At 41.5% G+C, this 25663-nt stretch carries 21 protein-coding genes and 1 pseudogene; 15 read left to right on the top strand and 7 right to left on the bottom strand.

The window, feature by feature from the left end; all coding sequences use genetic code 11:
- The first annotated feature begins 74 nt into the window (after nucleotides 1–74).
- The 3 genes from B3139_RS05025 to B3139_RS05015 all read left to right on the top strand — a co-directional run bounded on the left by B3139_RS05025 (nucleotide 75) and on the right by B3139_RS05015 (nucleotide 2031).
- Nucleotides 75–704 carry a histidine phosphatase family protein gene (locus B3139_RS05025; protein ID WP_209579826.1) on the top strand — a complete coding sequence of 210 codons (630 nt, stop codon included), beginning with the start codon at nucleotides 75–77 and terminating at the stop codon, nucleotides 702–704.
- Nucleotides 701–1282 (top strand): Crp/Fnr family transcriptional regulator, encoded by a 582-nt coding sequence (locus B3139_RS05020; RefSeq protein ID WP_293880409.1) that lies wholly within the window; start codon nucleotides 701–703, stop codon nucleotides 1280–1282. The genes B3139_RS05025 and B3139_RS05020 overlap by 4 nt, the downstream gene beginning before the upstream one ends.
- Before the next feature lie 68 nt (nucleotides 1283–1350).
- Complete coding sequence (locus tag B3139_RS05015; RefSeq protein WP_209579830.1) at nucleotides 1351–2031, top strand: type II CAAX prenyl endopeptidase Rce1 family protein; 681 nt, start codon at nucleotides 1351–1353, stop codon at nucleotides 2029–2031.
- Nucleotides 2032–2086: 55 nt separating this feature from the next.
- Here the strand turns inward: B3139_RS05015 and B3139_RS05010 are convergent, their stop codons facing one another.
- The gene (locus tag B3139_RS05010) at nucleotides 2087–2554 is read right to left on the bottom strand and encodes a DUF6265 family protein (RefSeq protein ID WP_293880405.1); all 468 of its coding nucleotides are present in this window, start codon (nucleotides 2552–2554) and stop codon (nucleotides 2087–2089) included.
- A gap of 225 nt (nucleotides 2555–2779) precedes the next feature.
- On the opposite strand from B3139_RS05010, the gene B3139_RS05005 reads away from it, so the two are divergent.
- From B3139_RS05005 to B3139_RS04995, 3 genes are read left to right on the top strand one after another with little or no spacing between them, the layout of a single operon-like run.
- Nucleotides 2780–3781, top strand: a complete 1002-nt coding sequence (locus B3139_RS05005) for a DUF1800 domain-containing protein (RefSeq protein WP_293880403.1) — start codon at nucleotides 2780–2782, stop codon at nucleotides 3779–3781.
- Between the two features lie 21 nt (nucleotides 3782–3802).
- Nucleotides 3803–4156, top strand: a complete 354-nt coding sequence (locus B3139_RS05000; protein ID WP_293880401.1) for a hypothetical protein — start codon at nucleotides 3803–3805, stop codon at nucleotides 4154–4156.
- A gap of 17 nt (nucleotides 4157–4173) precedes the next feature.
- Complete coding sequence (locus B3139_RS04995) at nucleotides 4174–5367, top strand: DUF1501 domain-containing protein (RefSeq protein ID WP_293880399.1); 1194 nt, start codon at nucleotides 4174–4176, stop codon at nucleotides 5365–5367.
- Between the two features lie 83 nt (nucleotides 5368–5450).
- Here the strand turns inward: B3139_RS04995 and B3139_RS04990 are convergent, their stop codons facing one another.
- The 4 genes and pseudogenes from B3139_RS04990 to msrA form a co-directional block, all read right to left on the bottom strand.
- A complete protein-coding gene (locus B3139_RS04990; protein WP_293880397.1) occupies nucleotides 5451–6284 on the bottom strand; it encodes a ferritin-like domain-containing protein in 834 nt (277 codons plus the stop codon).
- Between the two features lie 21 nt (nucleotides 6285–6305).
- On the bottom strand, nucleotides 6306–7031 hold the full coding sequence (locus tag B3139_RS04985) for a ferritin-like domain-containing protein (protein WP_293880395.1): 726 nt from the start codon (nucleotides 7029–7031) through the stop codon (nucleotides 6306–6308).
- 163 nt (nucleotides 7032–7194) lie between these two features.
- Nucleotides 7195–7698, bottom strand: a complete 504-nt coding sequence (gene msrB, locus B3139_RS21460; RefSeq protein WP_349676338.1) for a peptide-methionine (R)-S-oxide reductase MsrB — start codon at nucleotides 7696–7698, stop codon at nucleotides 7195–7197.
- Between the two features lie 24 nt (nucleotides 7699–7722).
- Nucleotides 7723–8253, bottom strand: a pseudogene (gene msrA, locus B3139_RS21455) (peptide-methionine (S)-S-oxide reductase MsrA); the annotation flags it as partial.
- 398 nt (nucleotides 8254–8651) lie between these two features.
- Here msrA and B3139_RS04975 point away from each other — a divergent pair.
- The 3 genes from B3139_RS04975 to B3139_RS04965 all read left to right on the top strand — a co-directional run bounded on the left by B3139_RS04975 (nucleotide 8652) and on the right by B3139_RS04965 (nucleotide 13463).
- Nucleotides 8652–10658 carry a BCCT family transporter gene (locus B3139_RS04975; protein WP_293880391.1) on the top strand — a complete coding sequence of 669 codons (2007 nt, stop codon included), beginning with the start codon at nucleotides 8652–8654 and terminating at the stop codon, nucleotides 10656–10658.
- Between the two features lie 112 nt (nucleotides 10659–10770).
- Complete coding sequence (locus B3139_RS04970; protein WP_293880389.1) at nucleotides 10771–11343, top strand: hypothetical protein; 573 nt, start codon at nucleotides 10771–10773, stop codon at nucleotides 11341–11343.
- Nucleotides 11340–13463: a cation:proton antiporter gene (locus B3139_RS04965; protein ID WP_293880387.1), complete on the top strand. Its 2124-nt coding sequence runs from the start codon at nucleotides 11340–11342 to the stop codon at nucleotides 13461–13463. Before B3139_RS04970 ends, B3139_RS04965 begins: the two co-directional genes overlap by 4 nt.
- A gap of 64 nt (nucleotides 13464–13527) precedes the next feature.
- Here the strand turns inward: B3139_RS04965 and B3139_RS04960 are convergent, their stop codons facing one another.
- On the bottom strand, nucleotides 13528–14847 hold the full coding sequence (locus B3139_RS04960; protein WP_293880386.1) for a mechanosensitive ion channel family protein: 1320 nt from the start codon (nucleotides 14845–14847) through the stop codon (nucleotides 13528–13530).
- Nucleotides 14848–15016: 169 nt separating this feature from the next.
- Between B3139_RS04960 and B3139_RS04955 the strand changes: the two genes are divergently transcribed.
- From B3139_RS04955 to B3139_RS04945, 3 genes are all read left to right on the top strand, one after another.
- A complete protein-coding gene (locus B3139_RS04955) occupies nucleotides 15017–16006 on the top strand; it encodes an NAD(P)H-dependent glycerol-3-phosphate dehydrogenase (protein WP_293880385.1) in 990 nt (329 codons plus the stop codon).
- A gap of 1 nt (nucleotide 16007) precedes the next feature.
- Nucleotides 16008–18254, top strand: coding sequence for a glucosylglycerol-phosphate synthase (ggpS, locus tag B3139_RS04950; protein ID WP_293880383.1), 2247 nt, complete (start codon nucleotides 16008–16010; stop codon nucleotides 18252–18254).
- 714 nt (nucleotides 18255–18968) lie between these two features.
- Nucleotides 18969–21098, top strand: a complete 2130-nt coding sequence (locus B3139_RS04945) for a TonB-dependent siderophore receptor (RefSeq protein ID WP_293880381.1) — start codon at nucleotides 18969–18971, stop codon at nucleotides 21096–21098.
- Nucleotides 21099–21267: 169 nt separating this feature from the next.
- Here the strand turns inward: B3139_RS04945 and B3139_RS04940 are convergent, their stop codons facing one another.
- Nucleotides 21268–21516: a hypothetical protein gene (locus tag B3139_RS04940; protein WP_293880379.1), complete on the bottom strand. Its 249-nt coding sequence runs from the start codon at nucleotides 21514–21516 to the stop codon at nucleotides 21268–21270.
- 279 nt (nucleotides 21517–21795) lie between these two features.
- Here B3139_RS04940 and B3139_RS04935 point away from each other — a divergent pair, with 279 nt between their 5' ends.
- The 3 genes from B3139_RS04935 to B3139_RS04925 all read left to right on the top strand — a co-directional run bounded on the left by B3139_RS04935 (nucleotide 21796) and on the right by B3139_RS04925 (nucleotide 25551).
- Nucleotides 21796–23979, top strand: coding sequence for an ATP-binding protein (locus B3139_RS04935; protein ID WP_293880377.1), 2184 nt, complete (start codon nucleotides 21796–21798; stop codon nucleotides 23977–23979).
- Nucleotides 23980–24104: 125 nt separating this feature from the next.
- Nucleotides 24105–24962, top strand: a complete 858-nt coding sequence (locus tag B3139_RS04930; RefSeq protein WP_293880375.1) for a helix-turn-helix domain-containing protein — start codon at nucleotides 24105–24107, stop codon at nucleotides 24960–24962.
- 217 nt (nucleotides 24963–25179) lie between these two features.
- On the top strand, nucleotides 25180–25551 hold the full coding sequence (locus B3139_RS04925) for a response regulator (protein WP_293880373.1): 372 nt from the start codon (nucleotides 25180–25182) through the stop codon (nucleotides 25549–25551).
- Nucleotides 25552–25663 lie beyond the last annotated feature (112 nt).

Genomic DNA, 25663 nt, shown 5'->3' with positions numbered 1-25663 from the left:
GTGGACAGCATGCAGTGTAAGCTGACGGCAACCAAGTTGCCGTCAGCTTTTCTTAATTGCCTGCTTATATACGTATGTCTCAAAAGAAAAATATCATTACGATACAACATCCGGAATCCGTGCATCATACAAACGGCATGATTGGCTCTTGGAACGATTGGCCATTAACGGAAAAAGGGATACAACAAGCGGAAAATATCGCTGCTAATTTAAAGTCGGAGTTTCGGGATACGAAGTTTTCCGTGTATACATCACCGCTTAGCAGAACAACCCAGACCGCTGAGATCATTGGAAAACAGTTTAATGTCGTTCCCCAAGGGGCAACTGCACTAAAAGAACGTTACCTTGGACGAGCGGTGGGGCAATCGGTTCAATGGCTTAAAGACAATATCGAGGCGGAAGAACGATCAATCTACGACAAATGTTTTAGTGATGCAGAATCCAGATTTGACGTCTGGCAAAGGATGATTCCCTTTTATGAAACAGTAATGTCTGGTAACAAAGAGAATATCATCCTTGTTTCGCACGGCGATAGCTTAAGTATCTTCAATGTCATGTGGCTTGGATTGCCGGTGGAAAGCCTTCAAACAATGGATCTATACGGAGTCAGTGGTGGCGTTTCTTTTTTGTACCAAACAGAAATGGGAAAGAGAATCATTAGGCGGATGAGCGACACTTCGTATTATAAAAGCAAAGCAATATGAAGACTCCATCTCCTGAAAACATCAAAGCAGTATTTGATACGTATTATCCCGTCGACATTAAATTTTGGGTTGAATTTGCAAAAGTGGTAGAATGTCGGAGTTTTGCAAAAAACGAAATCGTGAAGGCATACGATAAGACCGAAAAGTTTATCAACATTCTCGTTTCAGGTTCGGTAGGACATTTTGTGCCTTATCAGCATAAAGATATATGTATCAATTTATATTACGAAAACCAGCTATTCAGCGACTACCTCTCTTTCGTATCACAGCGGCCGACTGTCATCAAAACGGAATGCCTCGAAGATACAGAACTTTGGTCGGTAAGCCATCAGAATTTACAGGAGCTTTATGGAAAGTCCGACCGATCGCTCCTTATCGGTAAGGCCATTTCGGATATCATGTTTACGGCTAAACAGTCTGAGCAGATCAATCTGCTTACTTTGCCACCTACCGAAAGATACCTGAAACTGATAAAAGAGCGACCATATATCTTTCAGCGTACACCGCTTAAAATTATCGCCTCCTATCTGGGTATAGCACCGGAGAGCCTGAGCAGAATAAGAAAAAAGATTTCTTAACTTTCGTCAAGTGTTTTTTGTTTTAATGCAGTTATTTTTAGGCATTGCAAAAAAGCTATACAAATAGGATGAAAAGAAAAATCAATTATTGGGCCGTTATTGTTTATTATATTATTGCCATCGCATGCCGCTATTTGACCAACAAAACTGAATTACTACATTCCATCGACAATCCGTATTTAAAATCCATTCTTACAGGAATGGGGCCTGCGCTTGGAGCTGGGCTTGTGTTTGTGGCTTTCAAGATAAAACCTATACTCTCCCTCAAAGGAAACTATAAGAGTCTCCTTTATCCGATTACATTATATTGGGTATTTCCGGTAGCTTTGATCAGCACGGTGTCTTATTTTTCAAAAGGTACTATTCCATATCTGACTGTTTTTACTGTCCTGATCTACGGTCTGCTGGAAGAAATTGGATGGCGGGGCTTTCTCTATCAGGAATTCAAAGCATTGAAGCCTATCTACAACATATTGCTGCTGTCATTACTTTGGTTTTTATGGCATCTCAATTTTGATTTTACGCCGGTTCAGTTCTCGTTTTTCGCCATTTTGGTGTTGGGAAGTTGGGGGATAGGTAAAGTCGCCGATGCAACGGGTTCACTGGTTGCTGTTAGTGCATTTCATTCCCTCAATAATTTCTTTCCCGGTATCAACGCTAAAAGCGGCGCAATTTTGGGTGTACTACTACTTGTTTGGGTGATTGCCTTGGTGCTCCGAAAAAAGATGAAACTGGCGGCATCAGTGTAGAAAGCCAACTGACATGTTTCAGTTGGCTTTGCTCGTCAAAGGATTGGACTGCCCTCTATTTGGAAATCTTGCTAAACTCGAAAGGAATCTGGAGGCTATCGCCTGCTACATTCGCTTTCAATTGCTCACCGTCGCGCCAGTAAGAAATCTTTTTTGGAAAGGGAAGCGAATCATTATTGCATTCGAACAGGCCATCTTTCATCATGGTCATTGTAAATGCGATAAAATCTTTCTCTTCAGGTACTTTAACCCTTAAATTCCAGTTGCCGTCAGATTTCAGCAAGCGCATGGTTTCCTGATGAATGGTGTCCATGTTTTGCAATGTAAATGCAAAGCCTGCATATTCAGAATCATTCATTTTCTTCCAATATTCAAAGGTCTTTTTATCTTTGGCTTCGTTGGTGCGCTGCCATTCTCCTACGAGCCAATCGAAATTTTCGGACGGCTCCTTTTGACTTCCCACACATTGTATGAAAATTGTAAGAAACCATAATGATACCCATACCTTGGTTAATTTTAGCATATGATATTCGGTTTTTAAAGGTTTTGTCAACTAGTCGATTGTAAAATATGTATGAAACGGTAAGGTGAATTAGCGTATGCCCATATCTCATTAAATTTAATAAAAAATTAGAAGTTTTGAAAGTGATTGATAGTTAAACTGTTAATTTAACTTAATGTTTGTTAAATCTTTGCAGCTTTATGCTAACATGTATAAATAATTCGTTATTTAGGTATAAATGGAAGCATGATGATTTCTGATTTTATAAAAAATAAGCATCTGGCCAATCGAGCGGGATTTGGGATGAGTCTTCAGCAGATTACAGATTTTGAACAGCAATCTCCCACCGCAATATGGAAGCTATATGCGCATGCGCATCCATTCCATCCGATCAGTTTCAGTTCGGAGCAGAGGGAAGTTGATTATACAGCACTATCTCAATTGAATGCTTCTGATAAAAAGCTGGTACAGCAGCTCAACCGCAAGCGTAATATTGAAATCAATCTTAATTTTCTGGAAGCAATGGTGCATGGTGAGGACCAGCTCAGGGAGAAAATGGCTTTTTTTTGGCATGGACATTTTGCCAGCAGGGTCATTAATGCCAATTTTAGTGCGCACATCCTCAATGAAATCAGAAAGCATGCCCTAGGGAATTTTCGGGACCTGCTATTTGCGGTTTCTAAAGCGCCAGCCATGCTCAACTTCCTGAATAACCAGCAGAATAAAAAGGGGCATCCGAACGAAAACTTCGCGCGGGAAGTGATGGAGCTCTTCACAATGGGAAGAGGTAATTATTCTGAATTGGATGTCAGAGAGGCTGCGCGCGCCTTTACAGGTTGGTCCTACGATAAGGATGGTCAGTTTCTGGAGCGCAGAAAATTTCATGATACCGGCAGTAAAACATTTTTGGGGAAGACGGGAAATTTTGATGGAAACGATATTTTGGATAGTATATTGGAGCAGCCTGCTACAGCCCGGTTTATTACCCGAAAGCTATATCGTTTTTTGGTCAACGAACAGGTGGATGAGGAAATTGTCTCTTTACTGAGCCGTGATTTCTATCATTCGGGTTATGATATCAAACAGCTGGTCAACAGCATATTTACAGCAGACTGGTTTTACGATTCCAAGCATATCGGCAACAAAGTAAAGTCGCCTATAGAACTTATGGCTGGTATTATGCGCATTTTACCCATGGAAATCGCGTACCCAGAAAACCTTATTGTCTATCAGAAATTATTGGGGTAGATGCTTTTGTATCCGCCGAACGTGTCGGGTTGGCCTTCGGAAAAAGCATGGATAGACAGCTCTACCTTGTTGCTCCGCATGCAGCTACCGCAGATATGGAGCGGACTGCGCCCGCTCGACCTTAATGTCCAGAATGACGACGACCTCGACATGGGGCTGAAACAGTCAAGGGCGCTGGCAAAAGCCTATAAAAATCCAAAAATTTCCATTGACTGGTCCACTGTAGAAGATAGTTTTGGGGAGAGAGACCCTTTTCGTATTTTGTTGCAGCGGCAGATATCCTTTGAAAAAGCATTACGGGATGAATATGACCGTGAAAACAGTCGAATGGCGATTATTGAAGCCATGAGTATTCCCGAATATCAGCTTTGTTAACTGTTAGAACGAATACTATGATCCTTAAACGACGGCAATTTCTCAAAGCGGGGTCACTCGCGTCGGCATCGCTACTGTTGCCTAATTTCTTAAAAGCCCTATCTTCGTCCAGTGCGCTGGAAAGTCGGCATAAGGTACTGGTGATAGTGCAGCTCAGCGGGGGCAACGACGGGCTTAACACGATAATTCCGACCCGTAACGATATTTACTTTCGGGAACGACAGACGATTGCCATCAATGATGCGCTGCGGCTCACGGATGAAGCGGGTATTCATCCAGCTTTGCCATTTTTTAAAACGCTTTTTGATCGTGGCGAACTGGCGGTGCTTAACAATGTCGGTTATCCCGATCCAAACAAATCGCATTTTCGTAGCATGGATATCTGGCATAGTGCGAGCCGAAGTGATGAATACTTGGATAGCGGCTGGATAGGACGCTATCTTGATCAGGTCTGTTACGACTGCGACCATCCTACGCAAGCTTTGGAGGTGAACGATATGCTTAGCCTCGCGCTCAAAGGAAGGCAACAAAAAGCGTTTGCGTTTAAAGACCCCAAAAAGCTTTATCAGACCAGTCGTGAAGCGTATTTTAAAAAGCTGTATCAGGAACATCAGCATCAACATGAAGACGAAACAGTTGCTTACCTGTACCAGACACTGGGGGAAACCCTCAACAATGCCGATTATATCTTTGAACAGAGTAAAGCTAGGAAAACTGCAGCGACGTACCCAGACTCGGTGCTTGGGAAGGACCTGAAGACGGTGTCTTCGTTGATTAAATCGGATATCAATACGCAGGTTTATTATTTGCAGATCGGTAGTTTTGATACGCATATCAATCAAAATCAACGGCAGGAGAGCCTATTCCGCACGATCAACGATGCAGTAGAAGCTTTTGTAGAGGATTTAAAGAAAAATGGACTTTTCCGGCATGTTATGCTCATGACCTTTTCGGAATTTGGCCGGAGGGTGGCACAGAACGCGAGCAATGGTACCGATCACGGTACAGCCAATCAGCTCTTCTTTCTCTCGGGCGGATTAAAAAAGCAAGGATTACTGAATGATTTGCCGGATCTTACCCAACTGAATGAGGGTGATCTCCAGTATACCGAGGATTTCAGAAAGGTGTATGCTACGTTACTTAAAAGCTGGCTTAATGCCGATTCTGACAAAATATTAGGCTGGAAAAATGGGATTTATGATTTTATATGAAACATACTTTTTATAGGTATATTATAAAAAACCCTGATCTGAATAGCAGACCAGGGCTGTTTTTACAGGTAGCTTGACTTCTATTAAGCTTTGATAAATAAACCTGCAATGTTAAGTACAGCTTCTGCAGATAATGGTTCATCAAAAGATTGTGTAGCCGCATTTGTGGAGATCTTTCCCATGGAACTGGTGAGTGCCGTAATATCAACACCTGCCTGTTTTACATTATCTTCACCAGCGTATACAGCGTCGACCACGGTACCGATACCAGAATCATTTGCACCAGTGATCCAAGGTTTTTGATTTGCAGCAGCGCCCCCGCGTGCACGACGCATCTGACGGATATGCGATGCATGCCTAGCTTCAACCGAATGAATCTGCAGTGCTGCAGTAAGGACAACCCGATTGCCAACTAAGATGCCTGCTTGGCCTTTGTAAGCCCGTACACCTGTATCTTCAAACGCCTGTGCAACCGCCAAAAATGTGTCATAATCGCTAAAGACATTTCCAAAAGTGCCACCGGCTGTAAAATCAAATGTTGGCTTCGATACAGCCTTACTACCCAATACCTGTTTCAAAAAGTTGACATGGGCGACTTCATGATCCCGTATGGTCGTAATAGCGCCAAGTGGTTTACCCGAAGGAATAAGTCCAGATTTAGCAACCCCCATTGTATAATATTCGGCCTCCAAATATTCGAGCGTGAGTGCATAATTAAGGACGCCATTGACATCCGTAGGAGCGGTTGCACCGTACGCTTTTTTGAAAAGTTCACTGACAAAAAAGGGCAGCGCTGCCAAGGTTACTTTTTTACTCATGGAAGCTAGATTTTTAATAGCCTCGCGACGTGGGCTGATACGATCGCTGAACTCAGGATCTACAGCATTTATTTGGTCAAAAACATTTAAAAGATTCATGATAATCCGTATTTAGGTGAATTAATAAGTGGGTAGATCCGATACATCAATTTTAGATTTGATAAAGGGTGCGGCGGCGCTCAGGACGACACTGGGACTTTTAGCAACATCGAGTCCATTGGAATCAACAACTTCCTGGTTGGCGAAGCTGCCATTATCGATCATATCCCTTACCCAAGCGGCATGCCGCGCTTCTACCGAAACAATCTTTCCGGCCAACAGCAGGTAATTAGGGTCTTTGATAAGCCATCCAGCACCATTGTATGCAGATACGCCGAGATCTTCAAATGTTTTGGCGGTTGCCAGGACATTTTCCCGACTGCTAAAATTAATACCTGAAAGATTTAATTCGAGGCTGGAGATTGCTTTGGTACCCAGCGCAACTTTAAAAAATTCACGATGTGCAATCTCGTGATCACGGATATCCGTAAAGAAGGCCTTTTCCATATCGGTCATGCCTGAGTAGGGATTATTGACCAATTGAATGTAAAAAGCAGCTTCGAGTTGCTCGAGGGCATAGGCATAATTGAGGATAGCGATATCGCCACTACCAAAATATAGTCCTTTTCCGCCGTTATCCATGTTATCATCGTGGTCTTTTTTACAGCTAGACAAACCGAGGATGGCCAGCGATGCTGCACTGGCACCTGCAAACTTTAAAAAATCTCTTCTGCGGAGATCCTTTTGGTCTATTTCACCATTGGGAGTCAATAGCGAATCGTTGTGGGGAGTTGTTATCTTTTCCATAACAAAAGTCTTTTAGTTTATAATATTTTTCTGTACTTATCATCATTTACGACTTTTTGGAAAGCTTGGATTTCTAAATCCTAATTTTTTTTTTATTTTTTTCAAAAAAAAAACTGATGCAGACTTGCACCAGTTTTTTAAAGAAGCGTTGGAGTGATTCGTTTTACTTCTTGACCAGTAGAGGCAGATATTTTTCATAGCCTTTGGCTTTCATCTCTTCTTTGGGCACAAATTGGAGCGATGCACTATTAATGCAATAACGTAAACCGCCTTTGTCCGCCGGACCATCATCAAAAACATGTCCCAAATGAGCATCTCCGGTTTTGCTGCGTACCTCTGTGCGGCGCATACCGTGGGAGTTATCAGATAATTCTTCGACTAAGTCGGGATTGATCGGTTTGGAAAAGCTGGGCCACCCACAACCTGATTCAAATTTATCTGTCGAAACAAATAGCGGTTCACCTGTGGTAATATCCACGTAAATGCCATCTCTAAATTCATCATTGTATGCGTTGTCAAAGGCCCGTTCAGTGGCCTGATTCTGCGTTACATCATATTGCAGTGGTGTAAGTTCCTTTTTGAGCGTGCTTCTATCTTTTTTATGGTAACTTTTCGGAGCAGTAACATCTGTGGGAGCAGGGTTAGCTTTGCGCGCTAGATCAAACATCTCTGGAACGATATGGCAGTAGCCACCCGGGTTTTTGTCTAGATATTTTTGATGGTACGCTTCCGCATCGTAGTAATTCTGTAAGGGCTCGAGTTCAACAACTATTTTTGCCGGATATTTCTTGTCCAGTTCGGATAGGCTTTCCTTAATAACAGGAATAACTGCGTTATCGGTATAGAAAATACCGGTACGGTATTGTGTTCCGATATCGTTCCCTTGTTTATTGAGGGACGTGGGATCTATTGTCTTTAAAAACAGATCTACGAGAAGCTTAAGCTCAACTATTTGTGGATCATAGGTGACTTTGACCGTTTCAGCAAAGCCTGTTTTTCCGGTGGAAACCTGCTCATAGCTGGGATTTTTAAAATTACCATTGGCATAGCCTACTTCCGTGCCCGTAACGCCGCGCACCTGTTTGAAAAAATGCTCGGTACCCCAAAAGCATCCGCCGGCAAAATAAATAACCTGATCATGCTTGGGTCTATGGTCGGCCGATTGTTTCTCAATCGGTTTGGATGGATCCGATTTCTGTGAAAACCCAAATTTGCTAAGCATAAATAAGCCTAACCCTAGTAATAGTAATAAAAATGCTTTTTTCATAGCGATTGTCCGTTCTTGTTTTCTAATATACGATGTAAAGACACGAATTGGTTTTAATCAATTTGAAAATTTAAAATCTTGACTCCGTTATCTTACGATAGGTTTCACTATGAATTTCCATAAAGTATTAAGGAAAAGTTTTCAAAATGGAATCCTTTTTTACCTACAGAAGACAATCTACTATTTTTTTTGGCGAACAACTACAGTTGATTAAGATGGTTTACAAACAATTTCGCCAGTTAGTTGTTAAAACTACAATCTATTTCCGAAGTGCAATATCGTTAAGCGCACTAATTCGTAACATAAAATCTTAATTGGTTGTAAGACCGCAGTATAAACAAAACTTAATTCTTGTGAGCTTGTCAAAATCGACGTTTAATAGAGGAATTGTCATTCCAAGTCTGATCTTCATTGTAGGCGTTTGTCTATTGTCGGCGTTTTTTCCGACTTTGGCTGTCCGTATGCTAGATACGGTCAAACAATTTATCTTTGTTAACCTCAATTGGGTTTACGTATGGGCCGTTACGCTCTTTGTTATTTTCCTCCTCTACCTGATGTTTAGTAAATTTGGTAATATCAAGTTGGGAAGTAACGACAGTAAGCCCGAGTATACATTCTTTTCCTGGATATCCATGTTATTTGCTGCCGGTATGGGAATTGGCTTGATGTATTTCAGCGTTGCTGAGCCGATGCAGCATTTTTCAACGGACGCATTTGCTGGACATCACAATATTAATCGGGTTCAAACTGCTCAGCTGTATACATTTTTTCATTGGGGTATTCATGCTTGGGCGATCTATGGCGTTGTTGGACTCTCTTTATCGTATTTCGCTTATCGTTATCGACTACCGCTTTCGCTAAGAAGTTGTTTCTATCCCTTGTTGAAAAACAAGATTAATGGAAAATGGGGTAATGCCGTTGATGTATTTGCCCTCTGCAGTACGTTTTTTGGTATTACGACGACGCTCGGTTTTGGGGTCGTGCAGGTCAATGCAGGCTTGCAAACTTTAGGACTTGTCTCGGGAAATAATTTCGCTTATCAAATTTTGATTGTCGGCGTGTTGACTTTACTATCCATCTTATCGGCAACTTCAGGGGTGGATAAGGGAGTAAAGCTGTTGAGTAAAATTAATATAATCACCGTTGTCGTCCTGCTGTTGTTTGTACTTTTCTTAGGACCAACGGTTTACCTTATTGGAAGTTTTACGGAAGGAATCGGTAATTATGTGAACAATTTCTTTAGTTTGACTTTCGATACGCATGTGTATGACGAAGCTACGCTGCCGTGGTTCTACAATTGGACAATTCTTTACTGGGCCTGGTGGATATCATGGTCGCCTTATGTAGGATTATTCATTGCTAAGATATCCAAAGGGCGAACCATTCGCGAATTTATTGCGGCCGTACTTATTATTCCCACCATATTTAATTTTGTATGGATGTCTGTTTTTGGTAACAGTGCAATGTGGTTTGATCTGCATTTTGCCAAAGGTGCACTGAGTGCCTTGGCTGATAATCCTGATGCCTTGATGTTTAGGTTTTTGGACTACTTACCGTTCTCCGAGATAGTCAGCTACATGGTCATTTTGATTATCATTATCTTTTTTGTGACTTCAGCCGATTCTGGGATCTTTGTGATGAATAGCATTTCTACTAAGAATGCGGAGAAGTCACCGAAATGGCAAATGGTTTTTTGGGGTGCTTTGTTGGCTATCTTAGCACTTATGTTGTTAAATACGGGTGGACTGCAGGCATTGCAAACCATGACACTAATCACAGCTTTGCCTTTTTCGCTGATTATGTTGCTTTTTTGCGTCAGTTTGGTCAAAGCATTGACCATTGATCGAAGTTATTATGAACGTGATTTTTCGGTCAGTACGGTTCCCTGGTCGGGCGAATTTTGGAAAGATCGCCTCCAACAGATTGTCTCATTCAAAAGTCGTGAATCTGTTGAAGAGTTTATGAAGAACACCGTGATGTTAGCGTTTGAGGATTTGCAGGCGGAATTCAAGCATAATCATATAGAAGCAAATATTCGCGAGTTTGAGCAACCCAAGCGGATACAAATTGAAATCCGGCATGACGTAATCAACAATTTTATCTATGGTGTAAAAAGCCAGGTCAAAGTGGTTTCTGATTATGTGGTTGAAGAAGAGAATCTTCCAGACTTCGACGATAATAAAACGTATTTTCCCAAATCTTATTTTGGGGATGCACGTGAGGGTTATGACGTTCAGTACTTTACGAAAAACGAATTAATCAGCGATGTATTGAAGCACTACGACCGTTTTCTGGAAATTATCTCGGAAGAGAAAAATGAAATTTTTATCAGTAGCAATGCCAATGAAAACCTCCGATGATGTTTAACGAAAGAAATCTTGTCTATTTAAAAAATAGTGGTTTTATAAGGATTTAGGGTGTTTTTAGCTCGCAAGACTACTTGACATTTATAAATATTAAAAAGTAATTAGATTGAAAAAGATACTGTATTTAACATTGTTTTCTCTTCTCATCATATCATGCGATTCGAAGGGAAGGGCAGATTTACAAAATCGTGAAGAACAGCTTGTCAAGAAAGAACACGAATTTGCGCAGAAAGAGTCCGAATACGACGCATTGTTAGCTATGCGAGATAGTCTGCAAGCGGCAGAATCCAAGCAGCTTAAGCCCGACACCATCGTTCAGCGTTGGCCAGATTCGATCGCTGGACAATGGAGCAGTAGATTGGTCTGCCGTTCGTCGAACTGCAACAATTATGTAATTGGTGACCAAAGGAACGAGCAATGGCAATTTGTGGCTGATGCTACAGGTATTTATGTAAAGACCTATACCAAAAATAAAACGATGCGACTCTTCAAAGGTTCTTTATCGGATAATCGGATTAGCTTGGTCCAAGTACAAGACAGTATGGACGAAAGTAGGGCGAGGGTGCAAATGAACCTTGATATGATTGGTTCTAAGATCATGCGCGGAACACAGACGGTCGGCACGAAAGGCGATTGCCAAGCAAACTTTTCTATTGAACTTACACCCACTGAAAAATGATCCTAGCCAGTATTCACCACATTACTTTTCCGGTTGAAGACCCTTTACTTAAGTTCTTTATCGAGTTGCTCATTATATTGCTGGTGCCTCTGCTACTCAATAAAATAAAAGTTCCACATCTGCTAGGTTTACTGGTCGCAGGTGCGATCGTCGGGCCCTATGGCTTCAACATGCTCTCTCGAGACAGCAGTGTCGTGGTGACGGGAACGACAGGGCTGCTTTACATAATGTTTCTAGCTGGTCTAGAAATCGATATGGGTGACTTTAAGAAAAATAAATGGAAAAGTATCACGTTCTCAATCTATACTTTTTTGGCGCCCTTTATACTCGGATTTATCGGGGGATATTATGTATTACATTTTTCGCTATCAACGTCGATTCTATTTGCCAGTTTATTCTCGTCGCATACACTGATCGTTTACCCATTGGTCAGTGGCTTGGGCATAACAAAAAATCTTGCCGTCAATATTACGGTTGGAGGGACAATGATTACAGATGTACTTTCGCTTTTGGTATTGGCAGTTATTGTCGGCCTTTCTCAGGGCGATGTGAGCACTGCCTTTTGGATTCGTTTAAGTGTTGCTATGGTTGCTTTTGCGCTGGTTGTTCTGTTAGTGTTCCCGATTATAGCGCGCTGGTTTTTTAAAAATGTATCGGACAAGATCTCGCAATATATATTTGTAGTAGTAATGATCTATCTGGCTTCGATTTTGGCGGAGCTGGCCGGTATTGAATCCATTATTGGTGCTTTTTTTGCTGGACTGGCACTGAATCGCCTGATTCCACTTACTTCCTCTTTGATGAATCGGATCGAATTTGTTGGAAACGCTATATTTATTCCATTCTTTCTGATCAGCGTGGGAATGCTAATTGACTTTTCGGCTTTTTTTAAAAGCTGGGAAACCCTGGGTGTGGCAGCGATCATGCTGGTGGCCTCTATTGGTGGTAAGTATATAGCTGCCCTGCTGACGCAAAAGACCTTCTGCCTTAGCAGGGAAGAGGGGATGCTTATATTTGGGATGAGCTCGGCTTCTGCCGCCGCCACATTGGCTGCGGTTATGGTTGGTTATAATATTATCCTTGGGCAAACGACAGACGGTGAACCTATTCGTTTGCTCAACGAGCATGTGCTGAACGGGAGTATTTTGCTGATTCTAATTTCTTGTACCATTTCATCCTTTGTGTCGATGTCCAGTGCGCAGCGAATTGCGGAGGCAGATCGGGAAGATACCATAGCAGGGGATAAGCTGCCCGATGCTCATATCCTATTGCCGATCAATACGGAACAGATGACTGAAAAGATGGTCAATTTGGGACTGCTGATTCGTACAAAATCAAAAGACGACCAGCTTTTTGCTTTAAATATCATCAGTGAGGATAAAAATGAGTCTTCTGTAAAAAATGCAGAAAGGATCCTTGAATCTGCAGTGAAGCTGGGAGCAGCGGCTGATGTCCAGGTACAGGCCATTACCCGGCATGACAACGGAGTAGTTGACGGAATAAATAATGTGATCAAAGAAAAATCCATTTCGGATCTTATCATCGGCCTGGATAAAGATAAGGGCTTTTCAACGTCTTTTATGTATAATCTGTACAACGGCTACTTAAAAAATGAGCATGTCAATTTGATTTTGTACCGTGCCGTTCAACCGATTTCAACTGTAAAAGAGTATGTTGTGCTTATCCCGCCATTGGCATACCGGGAATCCGGCTTTTTTGAAGCGCTATCAAAAATATGGAATATTGCCCGCAATTCGAGCGCCCCACTTATATTCTACAGTACAGCTGATATCATCGAAATTCTCCATCGGATTATCAAAAAGTCTGCTGTGGAAGCTTCATTTGTTAACATATCCGACTGGAAAGAAGTGGATCAGGTTATCGGCGGACTAACATCTGATCAGGGGTTAATCGTGCTAATGGCCGACCGTAACCGTTTTTCGTATAGATCGCCTATTCATACCATTACCCAATACCTCAACGAAAATCAGATCGAAAACAATTATCTGCTGATTTATCCCTTTACTGAAAATAACAGTGATGTGTCAGAAAAGCGCGCGATTAGCAATCACCAGGATTTTGCGGAGATCGGTAAACTGATACAACGGGTATTTCGATAAACCATTTAATGATAAATGCCTAGTGGTTTTCATATGAAAACCACTAGGCACTCTTAGTTGGTTATTACAAACTAGATTCAGCACGTTCTTTTTTCGATACAAGCAAACGCAAATCGTCTGCCGCTGGCAATTCAAAGATTTGCAAGTGAAAGTGTTTGATTGCTGCGAGCAGATGGTCAAAAATATCGGCCATCGTATCTTCAAAATATACCCATTGTGTTCCCTTGGTAAACATATATAACTCTAATGGTATGCCATATTCTGTCGGAGCCAGCTGACGTACCAGTAATGTCAATTCCTGGTGGATATTAGGGTTATTTTTTGCGTATGCGAGGACATAAGCCCGAAATAAACCAATATTGGTCATTCTTCGCCCATTAACTGGCGAAGAATTGTCTGTATTCCACGTCTTATTGTACGCGGCAATCTCGCGTTCGCGCTGATCAATATACGGTGATAATATGCGGATATTTTTCAAGGCTGTTATTTCCTCCTCGCTAAGATACCTTACTGATGACATTTTAATATTCAGTGCACGTTTTATACGACGACCGCCAGTCTCCTGCATTCCGCGATAATTTTTGAATGAATCGCTGAGAAGCGTATAGGTCGGTATAGTGACAATGGTTTTGTCCCAGTTCTGTATTTTGACATTATTAAGATTAATTTGTAGCACATCGCCGTCTACACCATACTTGGGCATTTCAATCCAGTCGCCTACACGTACGGAGTCATTGGCCGACACTTGAATACTGGCTACAAATCCCAAAATTGTGTCCTTGAATACCAACATCAGAATTGCGGACGCTGCGCCCAGCGACACGAGAAAGGACCATGGTGAATTTCCTGTTAGCAGTGAAACAGCCAGTGTCCCGATCACAAAAATTAAAAAGATCTGCACCACCTGTAGGTAACTGTCGATGGGCTTATCTTTAAAACCATTTGAAGTGCGGAAGATATCACGGCAGGTTTTCAGCAAGCTATTTACAAGATGATAGATAGTCAGCAAAACCACTAAATCAAGAAATTTGGCCAAAGCAGCCGTTAAGACTGGAAAGCCCAGGAAAATTATTGGTAATAGCTGGCGTGCCAGCAGAACGAGAACAGTGCGACTTAGGCAGACATGTACCTTATTGCTCAAAAGGTAATCATCCCATTTGGTTGAGGTTCGAAGGGCAATTTTATTTAGCGCTGTATAAAATACGCGACGCATGATATAGTCGAGCACGTAGAGGAGTAACGCTGCGGTCAAAAGGAGCCCAGCTGCGGTTGCTATGTGGGCCTGTTGTTCGTGTAAGCCTAATTTTGAGAAGATATCGAAAATGTACTGATAGATTGAATTTGATGATTGTTCACTGAGATTTAGCATATTTAAATTTTTCATATGAACAGACAAATTTAAGAAAAAATATTAGCACGTGTTTTTCAGGGTGTAAATACTCCTTTGGATGTTATTTTTTGCTTATTGATTAATTTTTTGCTAATTTTGTGAATTAATAGATAACCCGATAGCAAGAGATCGCTGCTTTTGCATCTTTAAGACCCCCAATAATTTGAATGAGATTAGTGTGATTGGTGGTGGGAGTTGGGCCACGGCCCTGGTTAAAATTTTGACAGAAAATAGCATCCATGTGAACTGGTATATGCGGCGTTCCGAACAGGTACGCTCGATCAATGAAGATGCTGTCAACCCCGACTACCTATCTTTTTTAAAACTTGATAATACAAAAATTTATGCATCTGATCAGCTGGATATGATCGTGGCGCGTTCGAAAGTAATCTTATTTGTCGTTCCAAGTGCGCACCTGGATCATGTTTGCGAAGCAATCCCCAAAAAGGACATGAGCGGCAAATTTGTGATGACCGCAATAAAAGGAACCGTTGGGCCGGATAATTTGCTTCCCAGTGCTTTCATTGCCAGGTATTTTGAGCTAACCGACTTACAGCAGGCAATTATCGCGGGCCCTTGCCACGCGGAAGAAATTGCTAGAAGCAAAAAAACCTATATAACCTTATGTGGATCAAATGAAAGCTTTATTCAAAAGATTTCGAAAGGATTTGCATCAGCTTATATGCAGGTACACTATAGCGCTGATATGATCGGAGTGGAATACGCGGCCATTTATAAAAATGTGGTTGGTATTGTCTGCGGTATGGCTGAAGGATTGCACTATGGCGACAACTTTATGGCGGTGTTGGTAGCAAATGCAATCGACGAACTTGGATTGTTGCTGCAAGCTGTTGGTCTACCCAATTCTCGGCTAGGCAACTCGACCTATTTGGGTGATTTATTGGTGACGGGATACTCCAGGCATAGCCGCAACCGGAAGTTTGGTCATTATCTCGGTCAGGGATTTTCGGTTTTTGAGGCCCGTGGGCTGATGGGAATGGTTGCCGAAGGTTATTATGCGACAAAGGGGATAATGAATACCGTATCAAGTCTCGGACTCAATATGCCCCTGTTGCAGACTGCCTACCGGGTGTTGTATAACCATATGACAGCAAAAGATGAATTTAAACTTTTAGAAAGGAATATAAGATAATATGATATTAGCAACAGATTTAGATGGAACTTTTTTGGGGGGTAAAATGGAAGATCGCCTCAGATTATATCGATTGATAAAGGCGAGTGCGAATATGCAGCTGGTTTTTGTGACAGGGAGGGGGCTGGAGTCTGTATTGCCTTTGCTGAGCGATCCACTTATTCCTGTGCCAGACTTTATTATAGCTGACGTGGGGGCTACAGTGGTAAACGGCCACAGCCTCGAAGCGATTGAACCCTTGCAGAGCGAAATTGAGGAAAAATGGCCGCAGACTTATGCGATCCGTTCAGCGCTGGATGAGATTCCGCAATTGCGTTATCAACATGTACCACAACAGCGGCGCAGCTCTTTTTATTATGAACCTGAGGTAGACCTCAATCTAGTGAAGCAAGTGGCCGACAGGTATGAGTGTGATATGATTACTTCGGCCGATCAGTATCTAGACCTGCTTCCGAAAGGTGTAAACAAAGGTACAACGCTTAAAAAGCTGATTGAATTTTTGGATGTCGAGGCGGACGATGTAATGGTGGCTGGGGATACCCTCAATGATCTGGCCTTGTTTGAGATCGGTTTTCGTGGTGTTGCCGTAGGAAAGTCGGAGGACGGTCTGCTTCAAGCTGTTGATCAAATGGAGACAGCTTACGCCGCCGAGGCCGCCGGAGCGGGGGGTATATTAGAGTATATGAGTAAATATCGCCCTTTCCAGCAACTCATCCGTACTGAACAAAAAATAGCACCTCAAAAAAGCAGGACTAAAAAATCCGATCAGCTGGTGATGGTGTATCATCGATTGCCTTTTGAAAAGGAATCGATCAATGGGAAGACAGTGCGGGTGGCTCCGAAAAGTCCAAACGGAATTATTCCTTCACTATTGGGCTTATTTGAAAAGGGGCGTTCAGGTCTTTGGATCGGTGAGGAAGTTTTGCAGCCGGATGGACAGCCGGTTCCTAATCAGTTGGTAGATGAAAGCAGGTATCCCAACCTGGTGGCATCCACCATATCGCTATTAAAAGAAGACATAGATAAATTCTATCGCGTGTTCTCAAAAGAGGCCTTTTGGCCAACTATTTTTTCCTTTGTGGACCGTGCAAAGTTTAACCACGAAGATTGGGATCACTACTTGATGATTAACAAGCACTTTGCCGAGCGTATAGCAAGAGAAGCCGACGATGGGCCCCTCGTATGGATCCATGAGTATAACCTGTGGATGGTACCATCGTTTTTAAAGGCCATGCGACCCGATCTGAAAATTGGTTTCTTTCATCATACCGCCTTTCCGGCAGCTGATATTTTTAATATCATTCCTTGGCGCAAAGAAATTATCGGAAGTCTGCTGCTTTGCGATTTTATCAGTTTTCATATCCCACGTTATGTAGAAAATTTTGTGGATGTGATCCGTAGCCATACCCCTTTTAAAGTGATCAAAAAGGTGAATGTTGCCAATCAATTTCTCACTTATAGCTGCGCTCTCGGAGTAGATCAGATGACGAAGGTCATTGAAGTGGACGGCAGACAGATCAGGTTGGGAGCTCAACCGGTCGGCGTAAACAAGCATCATATCGAACAGATTTTGATGGATGACCAGGTGAGGCTGGAGATTAATACGCTCAAAAGAAACAAAGACGAATCAGGAGTAACGCGTATTATATCTATAGAGCGCTTAGATTATGTAAAAGGCCCGTTGGAGAAAATTCAGGCTTTTGGAGAGTTCTTAGCAGAATACCCCGAATTTAGGGGTAAGATTGAACTGGTGAATGTGTGTACACCGCCATCGCAGGGCATGACAATCTACGATGAAATCCGCGATCAGGTAAATCAGGCGGTGGGTGAGATCAATGGGAAATATGCTACGATGAACTGGACTCCGATACAATATTTTTATAGAGCGCTTCCTTTTGAGGAGGTCATCAAGCATTATGCGTTAAGCGATATTGCCTGGATCACACCTTTGCGCGACGGCCTCAACCTTGTGGCAAAGGAATACATTGCCACCCATGGATTACTGGACACTCCAGGAACACTTGTACTTTCTGAATTCGCAGGAGCATCGGTGGAACTGCCCTATGCTATTTTGACAAACCCCTATGACCGCAAGAGCATGAAAGATGCCTTGTTGAAAGCTTTGGTGATGGAACCGGGCGAGGCTCATGTGCGGGCGCGTCGGCTGTATGAGCATATTGAGCATTACGATATCCACTATTGGGGGAAGGATTTTGTAAAGGAACTCGAAAAATCTGTTAGGTATTGATGGGCGCTCGCTTTAGGCAATTGATATCCTATGGATCATATCATGTGTATAGTGATGCCGTTGTCTTATTTGTACGGATTAGGAGGGTCAAATTTGATAAAAATTTGGCCCTTTTCACTGAAGAATGGCTATATTTGCGGCTATAATAATGGTTGCGAGAATTTTTAAATCGATTACAATAATCCTGCTGCTGCTATGCGTCATCCTGATGAGTTTTAGCAAGATTTTTATTGTGCTAAGCTTTTATGCGAATCGTACCGAAATTGCCAGTACCTATTGTATCAATAAAGGTAAGCCATCCTTACACTGTGATGGTAAATGCTTTCTTATGCGTATGTTGAAAAAGGAAGCGCAACGGGAGAAAGATGTTCACGAATATTTCTCAAAAACGCCGGTTTTTTTCTGTCACCATTATTTTCCTACAATTTTGCCAAAAATGTTTACCCCAAAGTCTGAGCGCTCTGTTGGCAAGGCGCGGTCGACCTTGTTTATTAAGTTTGATTTCTTTCATAAAATACTCAGACCACCCATCTCTTTATTAGCTTAATTCTACCAGATTATCCCATTTTTTTGAGATAAAATCTATAATTCTTTATGACGACTTTCGGTTTGTCCGGAATCCGCTATACTGTATTCTAGTTTTAATCCACATTTATTATTGGTCCACTTTAACTTATAATGCTTTTGAAAACGATATATTTAGCGTACGCATTCATGTTTACGCTTTTAATAACCATTTGTAGCAGCACTGCAAGGGCGCAATACAAAGATTCACTATTGCCCAAACAGCTTGACTCTGTTTATATCAACGCACGGTTCAGCGCCAAAGATAAAGCCAGCTTCCAGTCTGCCCGCATGAATATCCCTGACTACGAAAATCCACAGGTAACTGCGAGCGTGGGTAAACGTCTAACTAAAAATAGAAACTACACAACCCAGTCGGCGATGCTATCAAATGCGGCGGGTGTAACACCAAGCTGGGCCGGAGTAGCGCCTTACTTTACTGTTCGTGGATTTCGGACGCGGAGCAATTTTAGAAATGGCTTGAATGCTTATTTACAGTATAGTGATGAAAATAGCAATATCCAGCAAATTGATGTGATAAAGGGACCGAGCGGTACTTTGTTTGGAGGAACAAACATGGCTTTTGGCGGACTGATCAATGTACTGACGTATGTACCCGTTGATAGTAGCTTTATGAATTTTTCGCTGGCTACAGGCAACAATGCTTTGCAGCGCATCGGTATCGACCTAAATACGCATTTAGATGCAACCCATAAGTCGCTGTTCAGAATGTTTGGTACCTATACGTCGCGAAAGAGTTTTCAGGATGCAGGAATAAACAAAAGTATTTTTCTCGCTCCGAGTTTTAGTTATCAGTTAAGTCCGGATCTTAAGGTGAGGTTAGAGGCAGAATTCTTGCGAAGAAATACGACAAATAGTCCTTTATTTACGCCAGCAAATCCGCTCGTCGGTGGAAGCTTGATCAATGTTGAGCATTCCAACGGCCTGAATTTGGACTACTTTAAATCTTACACCGACAACACTTTGCTATGGCAAACGTCTTCACTGAATTTTTACGCAAAGATAAGTTACGCTATTTCGCCGGATTGGCAGTCTGAAACAAACTTTGCAAGTACAAACAGTACATCGAGCGGCGATTATCAAACAAATTTATTGGTCAAAAATAATACTGCCGTAGCGAGGAGGGTATTGCACTATGATGAGGAGGGTATGCGTAATTATCAGGTGCAACAAAACTTTATCGGTCATTTTAATATAGGGGGGCTGGAAAATAAATTGCTGGTCGGTCTTGACTACCACCGCTATAGCTATGCTGCAAATTATAAAAATGCCGGTTATGTAGATACGATATTCATGGCCAATCCTTTGGCCGGAGCAAATTCATTGCATGCAGACCTGATCCGTAATCTTGTGCTTTCTAAACAGCCCAGCAATTCCGTTGCTCCGCAAAACAGTTATTCGGCTTATATCTCAGATGTTATCCATCCAACCGATGCATTGACATTGATGCTCAGTGCGCGGTATGATAGACTGATCAATTTGGGGACGAAAGATTTGCTGACAGGCACGACTACTGCGGATTATAAACAATCAACCATTACCCCAAAGATAGGGTTCACTTATCAGCTTCTTCCAAAAGTGGCGACATTTTTTGGGAATTATATGAGCGGCTTTCAAAATCTCGCGCCAACGAGTACAAATGGTGTTTTGTATAATTTCAAACCGCAATACGGTAGTCAGCTAGAATCTGGCGTCAAAATAGCGGTTCCTGGTAATGCACTTGACTTGACATTGAGTTATTATGCCATCAACGTACGCAACACGGTGATGACAGATCCTAATGATGCCACTAAGTATACACAGGGGGGGCGACAATATAGCCGCGGTCTGGAGCTTGATATACAGGCAGAACCCTTACCCAATCTCTTTATACATGCAGGTGGCGCGCACAACATAAGCAAAATAACGGTTGCTGACGCCGCGGTAGAGGGTTTGAGACCGGTGAATGCTGGGCCCAAATGGTCTTCCACTTGGTATGTGAGTTATGAACGGCTTGTCGCTAAAGAAAGTAAGTGGAATGTGGGATTCGGGGGTAACTATGTGGGGCGAGATCTAATCATCAACAGCCAAAGTGCGGGGAGTTTTTATACCGATGCCTATATCCTTTGCAATGGTAACATTGGTTATGCATACCGCCAACTTAAATGTAATCTGACTGCCGATAATCTATTTGATACTCGGTATTATTATGGTGGAAGAGGCTTTATCACCCCAGGTAACCTGCGCCAGTGTATCTTGTCGATGTCACTGCACTTTTAACGGCCAAATCTAAAGGCAATGCTGCAATTATTTATAGCATTGATGTTAATTTCTAACCCAGTCAATCACCCAAGCGATTGACTGGGTTAGAAATGAATAGTTTTATGTAGTGCCTTAGCTATCGACGCTTAAAATGATACGTTAAAAATTATAAATAGATTAAATGCTATTAGTTATTCAGCTGTAATTTCCCAATAAACGGGCGGCTGTCAACTGTCATTATCGCTTCTTTAATAGAATAGCATAACTGGTAGTTTTCGCTCAGTATTTTTTTGCTTGATTCTATCTTGTCTTTTTCCACCTTATCAAAAATCCATGTTGGGTTTAATGGATCTGAATTAAATTTGGTTATCAATACGGTAAATCCTTCTTTCTGAGCACTGATTAGCGTGTCTTTTGTTATATCTACTATCTTCATAGTGAGACAATATACAAAAAAAAATATGAAAGTCCTTTTATCCCGAGCAATAAACTATGCCAACACCTTTGTTACAACTTAAGGTAACGATGCCTGATGTAGTTCGCTTTTGGGTTTAAATTGCGTAGATGCCGATGAAGATTTCTGCATGGTTTTGTGAGGTAAATAGGATAGTTTAACATTCTAATAATTTTTATTAATTTAGCATCATATGATAGCATTGATGGAGAATAGCACTATTGATTTTACCATATTTTTATTTAATGAAATAGTAGGTGTATGCGTGAAGTTAATTGTCATGATGAAAAGATTCATCTTTGTGGTAATATTCAGTCTTTTGGCTATCTATTTATCTTCGAGGATGATAAGTGTGTCGGTGTAAGTGAAAATTGTGCAGTGATTATGGGGGCAGCATGTCCTACGGTGTTAGGTATGACCCTTGAAGCTGTTCTGGATCATGTCGCTCCGTCGTTTGGGCTTCGTGGAGATAAAATTGAACAGGCAGTTTCCCAAAGTCTATTTGCCAGATTTGTCGAGCGTCTGACGATTCATCAGCAAGATTATTTTCTCAGTTTATATCGGTATGACGGAAAAATATATCTTGAGATTGAAGACTGTAATCCCCAAGCCGTAAAGACAACCAAATTATACTATTACGCGAAGCATCTGGAAGATCAACGTGAAGGTAAATCTTGCTGGCAGGCACTGACGGAACTGATAAAGGATATCATCCACTTTGATAGGGTGATGATTTATCGTTTTATGGAGGATAATAGCGGTCAGGTGATTGCGGAAAGCAGGAGCGAGGAATTAGAATCGCTGTTAAACTATCGGTATCCGGAGTTTGATATCCCAGCACAGGCTCGGGAACTTTACCGTATCTTCCATGCGCGGCACACGGCTGATGTGGATGAGCGAGCAATTCCAATCCTGGGCAAGGCTGCAGAAAATTTTGATCTGACACGTTGTAGCTTAAGGGCGCTTTCACCCATGCATTTGCAATACCTTAAAAATGCCGGCGTAAAGGCCAGTGCCAGCTTTAGTATCATTGTCGATGATGAACTCTGGGGACTCGTTGCCTGTCAGCATCGGGAGCCTATGCATGTGGATCTCTCGCAGCGCCATTTATGTACATTGCTCACTCAATATGCCGTAAACCGTTACCTTGCAGATTTCCAGAAAGAGCAAGTTCGTATGCATAAAAGCCTGTCTCAGCTGGAGCATAGTTTAAAAAGTGATTTGTTGATTAAACGTGACTTGTATGATGTTTTGGAGAATTATGCAACGCGGATCATGGAGGTCATGAATGGGCAGGGGCTCATCATTAAACGTGATCGTGCGACCATGACTGTCGGTGAGGTGCCTGACAAAAAGATCCTTAAAAAGATCGATGAAGAGATTGGAACTAACGAGTTTTTCGTCACTAATAGATTTAAGTGTACTGGCTTTGGTGACGATGTGGAGGTTTTTCCCGGTGTCTTGCGTATTAGTATTTTGCCTATAACGAATTGGTACTTATATATTTTTAGGAAGGAGCGTTTGGTTGAAGAAGTATGGGCAGGGAAACCAGAAAAAGTGATGCAGATTGACGTAGAAAAAAAGATCGCGTTTCCTTCGCCACGCACTTCGTTTGAAGCCTGGAAGAAGATTACAAAAGGGAAAGCCGAAAAATGGCTTCCGTCAGAACTTGCATTTATTGAAAACATTACGCATATCATTCAGCAGTCGATTGCGCAGCGCGGGGGAGAAATTGACAAACTTAACAAGGAACTGGTGCGCTCTAATAATGCTCTTGATACATTTGGGTACACGTTGACCCACGATCTTAAAAATCCATTGACTACCATTCAGCTAACGGCTCAGATGTTGCTGTATAAAAAGGATGTCTCTCGGGAGTTTCTCGAAAAGTCAATGAAAAATATCTTGGAAGGAACGCAACTCATGAATGATATGATGGACAAAGTTTACCAAATGTCTAAGGTAAACCATGTTGACTTTGTCTTTGAGCCGATCAATCCGCGGTCAAAGATTCTTAATATCGTTGAGAATTGCAAGCAGCAATATCAGGTAACCCATTTGGAATTTAAAATGGGAGAAACATTACCGATTATGGGGGAGAGAACCTTGATATATCAATTGTTTCTGAATCTTATCGGTAATGCAATAAAATATAGCAGTAAGAAGGAAAATCCAAAAGTCACTGTCAATAGCGTTAGAGAGGGTGATACCGTTCGTTATGATGTAAAAGATAATGGAATTGGTATAGATCTGAAGGAGAGTGAAAGAATTTTTGAAATTTTTGGGCGTATGTCAAATACAGAAGGTTATGAAGGTTCGGGCATTGGTCTATCCATTGTGAAGCAAATTGCTAATAAGCTCAATGCAACATTACATGTGGAAAGTGAACTTGGCATCGGTACTACTTTTTCAGTCACCTTCAATGATGTTGCTGTAGCTATATAGTGACGATGGATGAGATGATATTTTGAAAAAACGGAAACAATCGCTATTATGTATGGGTTCATAAGGATAATGAGACTTTTTTAGCATCATTACCTTGATAATTTATACCCATTACATAATTATATATGCTGAGTGCCGACAAGATGAGTGAACTGCAATATGCTTTTAAATTAAATCATACCTATTATTTTGACGATTTCGATCATGATGATGAATTTCTAAATGCTGCTCAAAAACTGATTGAAGATAAATGCTTCATAATCGTTTATGGAGCATTTAACGATGGAGATGAAGAGTACAACAAATTATTATTCTTCAATCAGTATTATTTTCCGGCCTCCGAAATAAAAGGGTATTTGAAAAAAGGCGCTTATTTTGCCTTTCGATCGGATCTTTTTAAAGGCTACAGCCTGCGGAACAGATTAAAGGATCTTGGATTTCTGGAATACTCAATGCAGGAATCATTGGTTTTAAAAGACAACGATCACCATCTTATTGCTAAACTCTTCAACCTATTGGTTGAAGAGACCAAAATGCCACAAAGTGAAATTCATTCGACAATAATCGCGTCCTATCTGAATCTATTGTTATACCATATGCAAAGGCTTTACCAACGCTTCATGGAAGATAAATCGGATGAAATTAATGCATTGCAGTGTCAACTCTTAAAGGAGCTGGATACATTTTTCGACCAGGAGCGACGTTGTATGTTAGCGCCACCGACCGCGACATCATTATCGAAAAAACTAAATTGTACAGCACGATTTCTTAATGACATCTCGCTAAAAGTATCGGGAAAGACAGCACAGTATCATATTGAAAATTTTATAGTTGCCGTTGCCAAGCAGCTATTGGCCGAAACGGATCTTTCTGTTGCGGAAATAGCGGAAAGAATGAAGTTTGAGCATCCGCAGTCGCTAACGCGATTGTTCAAAAGAAAAACACAAATTACCCCGCTCGATTTTCGGATTTCCATTATTTGATTAAACAACGCTATCACCAGCGTCGGACGTGGGTGATAGCAATATTTAATAAATAAAGCAGTTGTTTATCCCATAAATTGACTACCTTGTCGAAATCTCAAAGAAAGATGATATAAAAGGTTTGGTAACCAATTATCTGCCCAGCTTAGGTCTATTTTTTTAATTCTCTCCAAGACCATATTTTTCAATCATTGCGGTGTTTATAAACAATCAAAAAATGAAAAAGAAAATTGTTATTTGTGACGATGACGCGCTCATCCTTAACGTATTGGAGCTGGCTTTAAAAAATGAACGAAGCAATGTCTATCTTGTTTCAAAGAGCAGGGAACTTGTGGCCATGGTTGACGAAGTATACCCTGATATTTTAATATTGGATATTGATATGCCTTGGATAGCTGGTGACGATATTGTACGCGAGCTCAGAAATTCGGAGAAACACGCCGATCTTCCGGTAATCTTGATGTCTGCGAAGTCGCACGGCAAACAGATTGCTTTAGAATGTGGGGCCGACGCCTTTTTGTCCAAACCATTTGAATTGGACGATCTATTCTTATTGGTCGATAAATTGAGTCGACCATCATATCGCTGATATACTATTTGTATTCAATTAAGAAGAGGCTGTCTCAAAATGACAGTCTCTTTTTTTTGCATTATCTAAGGCTTATAATTTGTTTTAATTATTTGATTTTCATATATTTATA

Source organism: Sphingobacterium sp. UBA1498 (assembly GCF_002325125.1).
GTDB lineage: Bacteria > Bacteroidota > Bacteroidia > Sphingobacteriales > Sphingobacteriaceae > Sphingobacterium.
This window is presented reverse-complemented; position numbering and strand designations above follow the sequence as displayed.